Below are 13,824 nucleotides of genomic sequence, written 5' to 3'. Positions count from 1 at the left end.
CTCGAGCCGCCGCCGATGCGGCAACCGGCGGCGGCCTCGGCGCGTTCGCCTCGATCGTCAAACGCTGCCTTCTTTTTCGATGACGAGCACGCGCGCTTCGCCGACCGGATGCGCCACGTGCTCCGTGCCGGCCGACGCGAAAAAGATGTCGCCCGCGTTCATCAGCACCGCGTGCACCTGGCCGTTTTCGCGATAGTGCATCCGCACCTGCCCGTCCATGACCGCAAACACTTCCTCCCCGTCGTTCGTGTGCCACTTGTACGGCTGATCGGTCCAATGCAGGCGGACCGTGACGCCCCCCAGGTTGGCGATATCGAGTGCGTCCCAGGCGCGCTCGGGTGTGAAGGCGCGGCTTTCGATGAATTTCATTGGTGTGTCCTGACAAGATAAACGATGGCCAAGCGCCAATCGCCGACGATTGGCGCCGCACGATCATTGTTGGACAGCGCGCTTACCAAAAAAACCATCGTTCGAGACAAACTTGGGACCGATTCGGCCACGAAAGAAGTTACCCCGCGCGCGGCCCTCGGCGCACGGTGCGCGCCTCGAGCACCTCGCCCACTCGCGCGCGGGCGCGAACGGCGGACGGCGACTCGGCATCGTACTTGGCCCAGACCCGCCGCATGTGTCGTGCGGAACCGAAACCGGCGCGCGCGGCCACAGTCTCCATGTCGAGCGTTGAATGGGCGATCAACTCGCGCGCCAGCGCCACACGCAACCGGTGAACATAGTCGAGCGGCTGGCCGCCTGCATAACGCCCGAAAAGACGTGTCAGGTTACGCGCGCTCGTGCAGGCGACATCGGCCATGGCCTCGACGCTCCAGTCGCGCGCCGGATCGGCGGCGATCGCATCTTGCACGCGGTGCAAAGCCGGATGCAGGTGATTGCGCCCCGCCACCCACGGCGACAATTGAGGATCGCCGCCCGCGCGCCGCATGTAGACGACCATCTCGCGCGCGACAAGCGAGGCCGTGCGCGGGCCGGCGAGCTCGGCAATCATCTGCAGCGTCATGTCGATCCCGGCGGTGATGCCCGCGCTCGTACTGATGAAGCCGTCGGTCACATAAAGCCTGTTTTCGAGCACCTTCGCACGCGGCGCAATATCGGCCAACGCCTTCAACAACGTGTGATGCGTCGTGCAGCGACGCTCGTCGAGCAAGCCGGCCCGCGCGGCGATCAAAGCCCCCTCGCACACGCAAAACACACGCAGTTCCCCCGACGCGAGCCGCGCTTTCTCGCCCATCAAGCGCTCAAGCCAAGCGACCGTCGCGTCGACCGCCTCATCGGCCTCGCGCCGGCCCGCCGCGTCCTCGGGCCGCGTCACGCCGACGATGACGACGATAGCGCCGGCCGGCAAAGTCTCGGGGAGCGGCGCAATGCCGGAAAACGGCAAGCCTATCGAGGTCGGCGCATGGGGCGCGGGGCCGATGAAATGCAGATCGAAGTGCACATGGCCGTGCGGCTCGCCCTCGCCTGCCATCGCTTCGCCCTGCCGGCAAGCGCCGACCGTCGAAGCGAGCCGCAGCGCGTCGGCGGGCCCCGCGATGTCGAGCAGCATGGCGTGGGCAGGTACGACGAAGAAGATAGCCTGTCTCCGCACAGCGGGCGCAGTGTGGACGCCGGGTGGGCGGCGCGCACGCCGCGGTGCGCCGATTGGAGGCTCGGCCCGGCCGCCGGCCGCTTCGCTCATCCCGTCGCGCCGGCGTGCGCCGCGTGCAGCGGTTGCCCGTCGGACAGCGTGACCCGGTTGCGTCCCGTTGCCTTAGCGTCGTAAAGCGCCTGATCGGCCGCCCTCACGACGGCCGTCACGTCGCCGTCGGTCTCGGGCGTCCACGCCGCCGCGCCGATACTTGCCGTCACGTGCCCGTACTCGCTCGCCACATGCTCGATCCCGAGCTCGCTGATGGCGATCCGAATCTCCTCGGCGATCGCAGCCGCGCCTTGCGGGGCCGTGTCGGGCAGGACGACGAGAAATTCTTCGCCGCCATAGCGAGCCGCGCTGTCGGCCGGCCGGCGCAGGTGTTCGCCGATACACTTGGCGACCGCGGTGAGCGCGTCGTCCCCCGCTTGGTGGCCATAGACATCGTTGTAGGCCTTGAACCGATCGACATCGACGAAAAGCAGCGAGAAGACGCTGCGGGTTCGCCTCGCTCGCCGCCACTCCTGATCGAGGATTTCGCCGAGCGTGCGGCGATTGTTGAGCCCGGTCAGGCCGTCCGTGCGCGCGAGCAAGGCCAACTCTGTTTCGGCCCGCATACGCCGGCGCAATTGAGCCGCCAATACGAACGCAAGCGCGACGAAACCCGCGGCGAACGCGGCCAAGAGCGAGCCGATGACGAGCGTGCGACGCGTCCACGTCGCGTAAATATCCGACTCGGCTTCGGCCACCATGATGATGAGCGGCAGATGGGCAAGCTGCTTGTAGTAGTAGAGCCTGTGCACGCCATCAAGCGTCGACACATCGGTGAAGCTGCCCTCGGGAGCCGAGAGGAATTGGCGGAAGGTGCTGGCGTGGCTGATGTCGCGCCCGATGACCTTGGGATCGTAAGGCTGGCGCATCACCATGATTCCGTCGCGGCTGATCAATGCGACCGATCCGTGCGGCCCGAGCTGCAGCCCGGAAAACAGGTTGTGGAAATAATCCAGCTGAATCGCCACCATGGCGATGCCGCCGAACGAGCCGTCGGGCTGAGAGATCCGCCGGCTCAATGCAATGCTGGGCGAACCGGCCCGCAGTCGCGAGTGATAGGGGTCGCTCACGTAAAGCCCCGCGTTCGGATCATCGCGGTGAATCGTGAAATACCGACGGTCGGAGAAATTCAGATCGGCAGGCGTTTCGCTCAACGAGTCAAGCGTCACTTGTCCCTTGGCGTCGAGAACGAGGATGGATCCGAGATAGCTGGCCGTGGCAGCGCGATCGAACAGCGCCTCGCGCCGCAGCCGCGGGGAGGCGGCCATTAGTTCGGGATCCTTAATACCGTCGATCACCGCTTGCAGCGACAGCGCGTACAGCTCGAAATTACGTTCGATATCGCGTTCGGCGATCAGCGCGACGTTGCGCGAGGTCTCTCGCGCGCGCTCCAGCGCGTCCGCCCGCGCCTGGAACACCACGATGCCGCACAGCGTCACCATGAAGGCGGCAATGAGCACCGCCCCCGCGACGATCGCGCGAGGCGTCAAAAGATCGAGCCGCGATCGTTGCCTGGCAAAGCCCCGCGGCGTAAGTCGAGCGTCCTGCGTTTCGTCGCTTGTCCCTTGCATGCCGGTCCCACGATAGAAAGAAGACTATCGGCGCGGCCGGTTGGCGCACGCGCCCGCAAGTTTAGCATCGGCGTTGTCGCGGTGCGCCGCTGCTTTCCGAAGGCAATCGCTACCGAAGACTACGAAATCTGAGCCTAGGCGCATTCAGATGCGTTCACTAAAGTGTGCCGACTTCGCACGGTTTCACGTATCGGTTTTTCTTTCTTTAACAGGAGCATCGGAATGAGTTTGGCATCGGTTGGCGGCGGCTATGCACCTTCACCCTACGAAGTTGGAAGTTTGGATTTCGCCAAGGCGCAAGCGGACATGGAGAAGCTCAGCGCACTGAAGGTGACGGAAAAAGATTATAAGGACGCGAACGCAACGCACGGGTGGGGCGGCATATTCAACGGATTTTCGGACAAGTCAGATAAGCAGGCGCTGATTAAGCAGCAGACGCAATTGGAAGACGATCTCTCGAAGCACTTGTTCAAAATCGCTGCGGCGAACGAACGAGGTCAGGTTTCGGCAAGCCTCTTAAAGGCGGCGCAAGGCCTCGGCAAGGATCTGCAAGGCCGTCTGACGCAGGACGAAAAAAACGCAGACGCCGCCGACCCTTCCGATAACAGTTCGTTGACGCAAGACGCTTATGATCGCGCCAACCCGTTCGAAGACCAGAACGTTCAGGACGCGCTCGCGTTCGGAAACAAGCCCGACGTGATTTCCTTGTCGGACACCCCCGCGTTCATCAAACAGGTCAATGCGCTCGACGCCAAAATCAGGGGCGACATCGATACTTATCAACACGGCGCGACTCAAGCGGACCGCGCCGCGGCCAAGGCGCAACTGTCCGGACAGGATCAGTCCAAACTGCAGAGCCTCTTCGACAAGGTCGATCAGCAAACCGGGTTCTTGCAGTTGACGACGCCCGGCGTCAGCGGCCCGAAGATCGCCTCGCTGCCCAACGGAGACCCGCAGAAGAATGCGTATATCAAGCAGTCCGAAGACTTGATCAACCTTGTTCGCGACAACGGAACGCTGTTTAACGACAACACGCTGCTCGGCAATGCATTGAGCGGGCAATAAGGCGGCGGCGTCTTCCGAAAAGGGCCGCGCCAGCCGCGGTCCTCCACCATCGCTCCGGCCCGCGCGGCGCCCCGCCGAACTGCGTGCCCGAAAGCGTTACAATTACCTCTTTTCGAGCACGAAACGCCCAGTGAGTCGTCGAGCCTGCGCCGCGCTCCACCTGTTTCGTCGCTTCCCCGAATGCATCTTGCGGCTCCCGTCGCCCTGCCGGCCGGCAGATCGCGCCGTCAGCCAATCCGCCGCAAGCGCTTGATATGAAAGGTTTTCCATGAGCCTCAAATGCGGCATCGTCGGCTTGCCCAACGTCGGCAAGTCCACCCTGTTCAACGCCTTGACCAAAGCGGGCATCGCCGCCGAGAACTATCCGTTCTGCACCATCGAACCGAACGTCGGCGTGGTCGAAGTGCCCGACGCGCGGCTCAAGGCGCTGGCCGAGATCGTGAAGCCCGAGCGGATCTTGCCGGCCGTCGTCGAGTTCGTCGACATCGCCGGTCTTGTCGCGGGCGCGAGCAAGGGTGAAGGGCTCGGCAACCAGTTTCTCGCGAACATCCGCGAAACCGATGCGATCACGCACGTCGTGCGTTGCTTCGAGGACGAGAACGTCATCCACGTCGCGGGCAAGGTCGATCCCCTGTCGGACATCGAGGTCATCAACACGGAACTTGCGCTGGCCGATTTGGCGACGGTTGAAAAATCGTTGACGCGCTATGCGAAGGCCGCGAAATCGGGCAACGACAAGGAAGCCGTCAAACTCGCCGCCGTGCTCGAAAAGGCGCGCGCGCAACTTGACGGCGCGAAGCCGATTCGCGCACTCGACCTATCCGACGAAGAAGCGGCGCTGCTCAAGCCCTTCTGCCTGATCACGGCCAAGCCGACGATGTACGTGGCGAACGTGAAGGAAGATGGGTTCGAAAACAACCCGCATCTCGATGCCGTGCGCAAGTACGCCGAAGCCGAGAAGTCGCCCGTCGTCGCCGTATGCGCGGCGATCGAGGCGGAGATCGCCGATTTGGCCGAAGAAGACAAGGAAGTGTTCCTCGCCGATATGGGCATGGATGAGCCGGGCCTGAATCGCGTGATCCGCGCGGGCTTCAAGCTGCTCGGCTTGCAGACGTACTTCACGGCGGGCGTGAAGGAAGTGCGCGCATGGACGATCCACATCGGCGATACCGCGCCGCAAGCGGCCGGCGTCATTCATACCGACTTCGAACGCGGCTTCATCCGTGCGCAGACGATTTCGTTCGACGACTACATCGCTTATAAGGGCGAACAAGGTGCGAAAGAAGCCGGCAAGATGCGCGCCGAAGGCAAGGAATACGTCGTGCACGACGGCGACGTGCTCAATTTCTTGTTCAACGTCTGAATGAGTCACGGCACGAGGTCCACCCCGGGCAGGGAAGAGGCGCGCGTTAAACGGGTTCACCTCTATGCACCCGCGTTCACCGGGCAAATCCCGACGCTTCTGAGCTCGCGCCCCGCCGCTGTCCAGCGCTCGACGGCCGCCACCGCACTGCGCAACCCGTCCTCGGCGCGCATGGCCGCGCCTAGTTCCGCCGCTCGCGCGCGCGTCGTAGGCTCGGAAGCAAAATCGATTGCGCGCGCAAGCGCACCCGCATCGAGCGACTTTCCATCCACCGGTTTCGCGGCGGCCCCCAGCCGATTGAGCCGGTCCGCCCAAAAGAGTTGATCGCCCGCGAAAGGCACGACGACCGACGGCGCCCCCGCGCGCGTGGCCGAGTGCGTCGTACCCGCGCCGCCGTGATGGATCACGAGCGACATGCGCGGGAACAACCAAGCATGCGGCGTATCGCCGACGACGCAGAAGTTCGACGGCAATTCGGACGCATCGATCCCGCTCCACCCCGCATAGAACACGGCCCGCCGCCCACCGATCGCCTCGATCAACGCTTTGACCAAATGCCGACGGTCGAATCCGGCCATGCTGCCGAAGCCCACGTAGATCGGCGGCTCGCCCCCGGCAAGAAACCGCGCGAGCGCTTCCGGGGGCGCCCAATCGGCCGGGGCCTCCGGCGCCGCCCATTGCCCGCAGACGAGCGCCTGCTCCGGCCAATCGGCGGGCCGCGGCAGCAGCGCGCGGGAAACGCCGTACACGATCGGATGATCGGTCCAGACGCGTTTGCGCGGCGCCAGCGCGCATACGTCGACCCGCGCCGCATTTGTCGCTCGCCGGAATGCCCGCCATATAGCGGCGTTGACGAAGGTATGACTTGCGCGGTTGAGAAAGCCCGGTACGATCGCCGGCGGCAAGAAGGGCGATGCGAACGCCCGCGTGGGCGTGATCGGAATCATCGAGGCGCCGATCGCCGGAATACGCAGGCACTCGGCCACCGACAAACCCACGAACGAGGCAAGTGCCGACAAGATAATGGCGTCGCTGTCCTCTGCCGCGACCTTCACTTCTCGCATCCACGCGCCGGTATGAGCATCCGCGATCGAGGCCAGCGCGCGCGCCGTCGCTTGTGCGCCGCTGCGTTTGCCGACGATCGCACCGAGCGCCTCGTTCGGATCGAGCGCTTGCTTGATATCGCCGGACAGCGGCGCGCATGGCACGCGCAGGGCATGCGCGGCATGAAGCGTGGCGCGGTCCGCCAGCAGGCTAGCGTCGTGCCCCGCATCGATCAGTGCGCGGCAAAGCGCGGCGAGAGGACGCGTATCGCCTTCTGTCCCGTACGTCACTACGGTAAATTTCATGGTTTTCGTCGGCGAGCTTCGCGCACGCCTTACCCGTCAACTTAAATAGAATACGACGTATATTAATGCACATCGTGCATTTTTCCAGAGAAAACCGCGCATGACAACTGTCGAGGACCTGGGCCGCCGGGAGCGTAAGCGTTTGCAGATGGTCGCGCATCTGGTCGGCGTCGCCGGCCGCCTGTTCGACTCGCAGCCTTACGAGAGCGTCACGATGGAGCAGATCGCGCTCGAAGCCGACGTCGCCAAGCGCACGCTCTACAATCACTTCCCGACGAAGGAAGCGTTGCTCGCGCATTGGCTCGAGGCGGAACTCAAGCACGACCTCGAACGCCTGCAGCCGGAATTGAACCGGCGGCAAGGGTTCGTTTCTCGTGTTTTAGTGGAACTCGATGCGTCGGCCGACTGGTGCCAAAGGCATCCCGCGCACCTGGCCGCGTATCTGCGCCATCGGTTCCTCTCGCTGGGCGATGCGCCCCCCGCTCAACCGCCTTCCACCGATCGCGGCGACATTGCCCTGCTCTGGCGCGCGTTGATCGTCGATGCGCAAGCGAGCGGGGAGATGACCCGCCGCTTTTCCGCGAACCAACTGACCACCTGGTTCCATCACCTCTATCTCGGTACGCTGATGCGTTGGCTCTTCGAGCCGACGATCGCGCTACGCGAGGAGTTCGCACACATGGTGGCGCTTTTCATGGAAGGAACGATGCAGCGCGCCGGTGCGCCCGCGCGCGCGGACGTCGACCCCGAGTAGGAACACGCGCCGCCCGCCGGCATCCGCGCCTTTCGCTCACGCCGGCAGCCGCTTTTTCGGTCGCCGGCAGGCATGCCGCGACGCATGCTCGGGCCGGTTGATAGAATGTCGCCTGACAGGCGCTCACGCTTCCCCGTTTCACCTTCATTCACCCGCACGCCGCCTCGCTCGCGAAGCCGGCGTCCACGTTCGTTCATTCACGCACATGGCCCAATACGTCTTCACCATGAACCGGGTCGGCAAAATCGTGCCGCCCAAGCGTCAAATCCTGAAGGACATTTCGCTGTCGTTCTTCCCCGGTGCGAAGATCGGCGTGCTCGGCCTCAACGGCTCGGGCAAATCGACGCTCATTCGCATCATGGCCGGTGTCGATCGAGACATCGAAGGCGAGGCGACGCCGATGCCGAACCTCAATATCGGCTATCTGCCCCAAGAGCCGCAGCTCGACCCCGAAAAGACCGTGCGCGAGGCCGTCGAAGAAGGCCTAGGCGACGTCTTTCAGGCACAGAAGAAGCTCGACGAAATCTACGCGGCCTATGCCGAGCCCGATGCCGATTTCGATGCGCTCGCCGCCGAGCAGGCGAAGTACGAGGCCATTCTCGCGACGAGCGACGGCGGCAGCGCCGAACAGCAGCTCGAAGTGGCCGCCGATGCGCTGCGCCTGCCGCCGTGGGACGCCAAGATCTCGCATCTGTCGGGCGGTGAAAAGCGCCGCGTCGCGCTGTGCAAGCTGCTGCTCGAAAAACCCGACATGCTGCTGCTCGACGAGCCGACCAACCACCTCGACGCCGAATCGGTCGAGTGGCTGGAGCAATTCCTCACGCGCTTTCCGGGCACCGTCGTGGCCGTCACGCACGATCGCTACTTCCTCGACAACGCCGCCGAGTGGATTCTCGAACTCGATCGCGGCCACGGCATCCCCTGGAAGGGCAACTACAGCAGTTGGCTCGATCAGAAAGAAGACCGCCTGAAGCAAGAAGAAGCATCGGAATCGGCGCGGCAGAAGGCCATCAAGAAAGAACTCGAATGGGTGCGCCAAAACCCCAAGGGTCGCCAGGCCAAATCGAAGGCCCGGATCGCGCGCTTCGAGGAACTGTCGAGCCAGGACTACCAAAAGCGCAACGAAACCCAGGAAATCTTCATTCCCGTGGGCGATCGGCTGGGCAACGAAGTCATTGAATTCAAGAACGTCAGCAAGGCCTACGGCGACAGGCTGCTCATCGACAATCTCAGCTTCAAGATGCCCGCGGGCGCCATCGTCGGCATCATCGGGCCGAACGGCGCCGGTAAGTCGACGCTGTTCCGCATGCTGACCGGCCGCGAAACACCGGACTCGGGTGAAGTCGTGATGGGGCCGACGGTCAAGCTCGCCTACGTCGATCAAAGCCGCGACGCGCTCGACGGTTCGAAGACGGTGTTCGAGGAGATTTCGGGCGGCGCCGACGTATTGACGGTCGGCAAGTACGAGACTCCGTCGCGCGCCTACATCGGCCGCTTCAACTTCAAGGGCTCGGATCAGCAAAAGAACGTGGGCAACCTATCGGGCGGCGAACGCGGCCGGCTGCACCTGGCCAAGACGCTGATCGCGGGCGGCAACGTGCTGCTGCTCGACGAGCCGTCGAACGATCTGGACGTCGAAACGCTGCGCGCGCTCGAAGACGCCCTGCTCGAATTCGCCGGTTCGGTCATGGTGATCTCGCACGATCGCTGGTTCCTCGACCGTATCGCGACGCACATTCTGGCGTTCGAAGGCGATTCGCAAGTCGTGTTCTTCGACGGCAACTATCAGGAATACGAAGCGGACAAGCGCAAGCGGCTGGGCGAAGAAGGCGCCAAGCCGAAGCGCCTTCGCTACAAGCCCATCTCGCGCTAGCCGCGGTCACTCCCCAACGGCAAAGCCGAGCTCGCGCAGCTTTGCCGCCGTGGCCCGCGCATCCGTGTGATGGATGCCGTGCCAGCCGGCAGCCGCGGCGGCGTGCGCGTTCTTGACGTTGTCGTCGATAAAGACGATTTCGCTCGGCGCGACGCCCGGCACGTGACGCTCGATGCGCGCATAGGTTTCGGCATAAATGCGCGGATCGGGCTTCACGAGCTTCACGCGTCCCGACACGACGATGTCGCGGAAACGGCGCAAGACGCCGAAGTGCTCCCACGCGTAGGGAAACGTTTCGTCCGACCAATTCGTGAGCCCGAACAGCGGCACACCGGCGGCCTCCAGCCGATCGACGAGCCGCACCCCCTCATCGATGACGCCGCCGATCATCTCTTCCCACCGCTCGTAAAACGCTCGGATGCGGTCGGCCTCGTGCGGAAAGCGACCAATGAGCTCCTCGGTGCCCAACGCGATCGGCTGGCCGCCGTCTTGCCTCACCACCCAGTCCATAGTGCAGACTTCCGTGAGAAAGCGCCGGCGCTCGTCAGGGTCGGGAATCAGCTTGCGGTAAAGATAATCGGGGTTCCAATCGATCAGCACCCCGCCGAAATCGAAGACGACGACCTTCGGTTTCATATCGACTCTCGCTTTCGAATCCACGTTCGAATCCCCCGAACGAACTACAGCGGTTGCGTGCGCGTCTCGAGCCAGCGCTTCGCCTCGCCCGACACATGGCGGCCGACACGCTCGCGCACCATCTCGTGATACGCGTTCAACCAGCGCCGCTCGTCCTCTCGCAGCAACGAAGGCATCACGCAACGCGTGTCGATCGGGCACAGCGTCAGCGTCTCGAAGGCGAGGAACGCGCCGAACTCGGTCTCGCCGTCAGCGCGGTTCAGCACGAGGTTTTCGATCCGCACGCCCCACTGACCGGGCCGATAGACGCCCGGTTCGACGGACGTAATCATGCCTTCTTCCATTGCCGTATGCGGCTCGGGCTGCGCGTAATGCGAAATCACCTGCGGCCCTTCGTGAACGTTCAGGAAGTAGCCCACGCCGTGGCCCGTGCCGTGGCCGTAGTCGCAACCGGCCTCCCAGATCGGCGCGCGCGCGATCGCGTCGAGCATGGGGCTGCGGATGCCACGCGGAAATCGTGCCCGCGACAACGCGATCATGCCTTTGAGGACTACCGTGAAGTCGCGCTTGTGCGCCTCGCTGACCGCACCGACGGGAACGACACGAGTAATGTCGGTCGTCCCCGAGACGTACTGGCCGCCCGAATCGATGAGGAGCAGGCCGTCGCCTTCGATGCGCGCGTGCGATGCCGCCGTCGCGCGGTAGTGAGGCATGGCGCCGTTGGCGTTGAAGCCCGCGATCGTGGCGAAACTGGGCGAGATAAAGCCCTTTCGGCGCGCGCGCGCCGCCGTCAGGCGTTCGTCGATCGTGAGCTCGGTGATCGTTTCGCGACCGAGCGCGTTCTCGAACCAGGCGAAAAACTCGGCCAGCGCCGCGCCGTCTTGCTCCATCGTCGCGCGTACGCGTTCGGCTTGTTCGGGCGTCTTGCGCGATTTCGCAAACGTGGACGGGTTCACCGCTTCGACGACGCGCACCGACGCCGGCACGGCCTCGCGCAGGCCGTACGTCACGCGGCGCGGGTCGACGAGGAGCGCGGTGCCCGGCGGGAGCGCGGCAAGCGCCGCCGGCGCTTGCGCGTACGGCGCCACGCCGATGCCGTCGGTGGCCAGCGCATCGACGATAGGCCGCGGCACCTTGCCCTCGCCGACGAAGAGCGTCGCCTCGTTCTCGCCGATGAGAACGTGCGCGACGAAAACGGGATTGAAGTTGACGTCGGCGCCGCGCAGATTCGTGAGCCAAGCGACGTCGTCGAGCGTGGAGACGAAATGCCACTTGGCGCCATGTTCGCGCATCGATGCGCGAACGAGCCGCAGCTTGTCGACCCTGGCAACGCAGGCATCGTCCAATGCATGCTCGTAGACGGGGCTGGTCGGCAGCGTCGGGCGATCCGTCCATACCGACTCCAGCAGGTCGAGACCGGTGACGAGTTCGATCCCGCGCGCCACGAGCGCCTCGCGCAGCATGCGCTCGGCCGCGAGACCGAGCACCGCGCCGTCGACGCCGACTCGCGCGCCCGCGGTTAGCCGCTGCGCGAGCCAAGTGACGTGGGCCGGCTGCTGCGGCCCCGCATCCAGCTTCATCAGGTCGACGCCGGTTCCGGCAAGCTGCGCCTGGGCCTGGACCCAGTAGCGGCTGTCCGCCCATACGCCGGCAAAATCGGCGGTGACGACGAGCGTGCCCGCCGAGCCCGTGAAGCCCGATACCCATTGGCGCCCCTGCCAGCGTTCGGGCAAATACTCGGACAAATGGGGATCGGACGAGGGTATGACGTAAGCCGCGAGCCCCGCGCTCGCCATCGCCTCGCGCAGCCGGGCGAGGCGGCCGCCAACAGGCGAATGGGATGAATCGTGCGCAGCGGGAGGGATCGAACGATCGTTCATTGGACGTTAAATTAGACGTTAAGCTGGGTTCAACGACGGGAAGCCAAGCCGACCGCCACGGCGACGGCAAGGATGGCCAGGCCCGTACAGAAAGGCCATTCGAGCGTCTCGCCGTCGAGAAAGAGGCCGGACACGCTACCCGCCATTTTCGCGGTGCAAGCGGCCGCGACGCCAGCTATCAAGGCAATGAGCAAGCCTTGGCGCGCGGCGCGCCGCAGCGGATGCAGCCACCAGCCCGCGAGCCCGACGGCGAGGCCGAGAACGATGATGCCCGGCCAGCCCATCAGCGTCCTCCCGCGCCATGCGTCATTTCGTCGCCGGAGGAGGGGCCGCGCGGGGAACCGCCAATTCGCATGGTCAATCTCTCGTCTTCTTTATTCAAGGTGGTCGCCCCGGTCCTCGCGAGCCCTCGCCCATGCGGGCGCCGGGTTGCGCAAGCTCAACGAGCCGCGGGGTGGAACCGCTATAATAACCGGCTGAAATATGAGCGCCGCCCGCCGAATGGGGCGGCCACCCGCACCCCACGTATGCAACTGCTCACGATCGGAATCAATCACCACACCGCGCCCGTAGCGTTGCGCGAGCGCGTGGCGTTTCCGCTCGAACAGCTCAAACCGGCGCTGGACGCCTTCCAGGGGATTTGGCGCGGGCGCTCATCGCTCTCGGCGCCCGAAACCGCGATTCTCTCCACCTGCAACCGCACGGAACTTTACTGCGCCACCGACGACCGCGCCGCGCGCGACGCCGCCCTGCAATGGCTGTCGAGCTATCACGGCCTCTCGGTGGACGAACTGGCGCCGCACGTCTATGCGTTGCCGCAATCGGAAGCGGTCCGGCACGCATTTCGCGTGGCCTCCGGTCTCGATTCGATGGTGCTCGGCGAAACGCAGATCCTCGGACAGATGAAAAACGCCGTGCGCTCGGCCTCAGAGGCCGGGGCGCTGGGCACGTATCTGAACCAGCTGTTTCAGCGCACGTTCGCGGTCGCGAAGGAAGTGCGCGGCACGACCGCCGTGGGCGCGCAGTCGGTATCGATGGCGGCCGCGGCCGTGCGGCTTGCACAGCGCATTTTCGACAAGATCTCGAGCCAGCGGGTGCTGTTCATCGGCGCGGGCGAAATGATCGAGCTGTGCGCCACGCACTTCGCCGCGCAGCAACCGCGCGAACTCGTGGTCGCGAACCGCACCGCGGAGCGCGGCATGCGGCTCGCCGAACGCTTCAATGGGCGCGCCATTCCGCTGTCCGAACTGCCCACACGCATGCATGAGTTCGACATCATCGTGTCGTGCACGGCGTCCACGTTGCCGATCATCGGCTTGGGCGCGGTCGAGCGCGCGGTCAAGGCGCGGCGTCATCGGCCGATCTTCATGGTCGATCTGGCCGTGCCGCGCGACATCGAGCCGGAAGTCGGCAACCTGCACGACGTATTCCTCTACACCGTCGACGATCTCGGCGCGATCGTGCGCGAAGGCAATGCGTCGCGCCAGGCCGCGGTGGCGCAAGCTGAAGCGATTATCGAAACGCGCGTGCAGAATTTCATGCAATGGCTCGACGCACGCAGCATCGTGCCGGTCATCCGCCATATGCATACGCAAGCCGACGTGCTGCGCCGGGCCGAAGTCGAACGCGCGCAGAAAATGCTC

Annotated in this window: 12 protein-coding genes; 5 read left to right on the top strand and 7 right to left on the bottom strand. The window is 64.6% G+C overall.

Features of this window, described 5'->3' with window-relative positions; translation table 11 throughout:
* Positions 1–57: 57 nt before the first annotated feature.
* From ACTHNR_RS15400 to ACTHNR_RS15390, 3 genes are all read right to left on the bottom strand, one after another.
* On the bottom strand, positions 58–369 hold the full coding sequence (locus tag ACTHNR_RS15400) for a cupin domain-containing protein (protein ID WP_440548523.1): 312 nt from the start codon (positions 367–369) through the stop codon (positions 58–60).
* 139 nt (positions 370–508) lie between these two features.
* Entirely contained in the window at positions 509–1,600 is a 1,092-nt protein-coding gene (locus ACTHNR_RS15395) for a GlxA family transcriptional regulator (RefSeq protein ID WP_440548522.1), read from the bottom strand.
* 86 nt (positions 1,601–1,686) lie between these two features.
* The gene (locus ACTHNR_RS15390) at positions 1,687–3,261 is read right to left on the bottom strand and encodes a sensor domain-containing diguanylate cyclase (RefSeq protein ID WP_440548521.1); all 1,575 of its coding nucleotides are present in this window, start codon (positions 3,259–3,261) and stop codon (positions 1,687–1,689) included.
* A 162-nt stretch (positions 3,262–3,423) separates the two neighbouring features.
* On the opposite strand from ACTHNR_RS15390, the gene ACTHNR_RS15385 reads away from it, so the two are divergent.
* Together ACTHNR_RS15385 and ychF are read left to right on the top strand one after the other, a co-directional pair.
* Positions 3,424–4,326 (top strand): hypothetical protein, encoded by a 903-nt coding sequence (locus tag ACTHNR_RS15385; RefSeq protein WP_440548520.1) that lies wholly within the window; start codon positions 3,424–3,426, stop codon positions 4,324–4,326.
* A 268-nt stretch (positions 4,327–4,594) separates the two neighbouring features.
* On the top strand, positions 4,595–5,689 hold the full coding sequence (gene ychF, locus ACTHNR_RS15380) for a redox-regulated ATPase YchF (RefSeq protein WP_440548519.1): 1,095 nt from the start codon (positions 4,595–4,597) through the stop codon (positions 5,687–5,689).
* 62 nt (positions 5,690–5,751) lie between these two features.
* Here the strand turns inward: ychF and ACTHNR_RS15375 are convergent, their stop codons facing one another.
* Positions 5,752–7,038, bottom strand: coding sequence for a glycosyltransferase (locus ACTHNR_RS15375; RefSeq protein ID WP_440548518.1), 1,287 nt, complete (start codon positions 7,036–7,038; stop codon positions 5,752–5,754).
* A gap of 100 nt (positions 7,039–7,138) precedes the next feature.
* On the opposite strand from ACTHNR_RS15375, the gene ACTHNR_RS15370 reads away from it, so the two are divergent.
* Together ACTHNR_RS15370 and ettA are read left to right on the top strand one after the other, a co-directional pair.
* Positions 7,139–7,792 (top strand): TetR/AcrR family transcriptional regulator, encoded by a 654-nt coding sequence (locus ACTHNR_RS15370; RefSeq protein ID WP_440548517.1) that lies wholly within the window; start codon positions 7,139–7,141, stop codon positions 7,790–7,792.
* 205 nt (positions 7,793–7,997) lie between these two features.
* Positions 7,998–9,665: an energy-dependent translational throttle protein EttA gene (ettA, locus tag ACTHNR_RS15365; protein ID WP_440548516.1), complete on the top strand. Its 1,668-nt coding sequence runs from the start codon at positions 7,998–8,000 to the stop codon at positions 9,663–9,665.
* A 6-nt stretch (positions 9,666–9,671) separates the two neighbouring features.
* On the opposite strand, the gene ACTHNR_RS15360 is transcribed toward ettA, so the two are convergent.
* The 3 genes from ACTHNR_RS15360 to ACTHNR_RS15350 are packed head-to-tail and all read right to left on the bottom strand — an operon-like array spanning position 9,672 to position 12,465.
* Positions 9,672–10,301 (bottom strand): HAD family hydrolase, encoded by a 630-nt coding sequence (locus tag ACTHNR_RS15360; protein ID WP_440548515.1) that lies wholly within the window; start codon positions 10,299–10,301, stop codon positions 9,672–9,674.
* Between the two features lie 44 nt (positions 10,302–10,345).
* Positions 10,346–12,181, bottom strand: a complete 1,836-nt coding sequence (locus ACTHNR_RS15355) for an aminopeptidase P family protein (RefSeq protein WP_440548514.1) — start codon at positions 12,179–12,181, stop codon at positions 10,346–10,348.
* A gap of 29 nt (positions 12,182–12,210) precedes the next feature.
* Positions 12,211–12,465: a hypothetical protein gene (locus ACTHNR_RS15350; protein ID WP_440548513.1), complete on the bottom strand. Its 255-nt coding sequence runs from the start codon at positions 12,463–12,465 to the stop codon at positions 12,211–12,213.
* A gap of 243 nt (positions 12,466–12,708) precedes the next feature.
* On the opposite strand from ACTHNR_RS15350, the gene hemA reads away from it, so the two are divergent.
* Positions 12,709–13,824, top strand: a 1,116-nt coding sequence (gene hemA, locus ACTHNR_RS15345) for a glutamyl-tRNA reductase (protein ID WP_440548512.1), incomplete at its 3' end; no start/stop codon positions are given.

The sequence above is a fragment of the Trinickia sp. genome (assembly GCF_051954495.1).
Taxonomy (GTDB): Bacteria; Pseudomonadota; Gammaproteobacteria; order Burkholderiales; family Burkholderiaceae; genus Trinickia.
The sequence above is the reverse complement of the archived record's forward strand: the minus strand, read 5'-3'. Positions and strand labels throughout refer to the sequence as shown.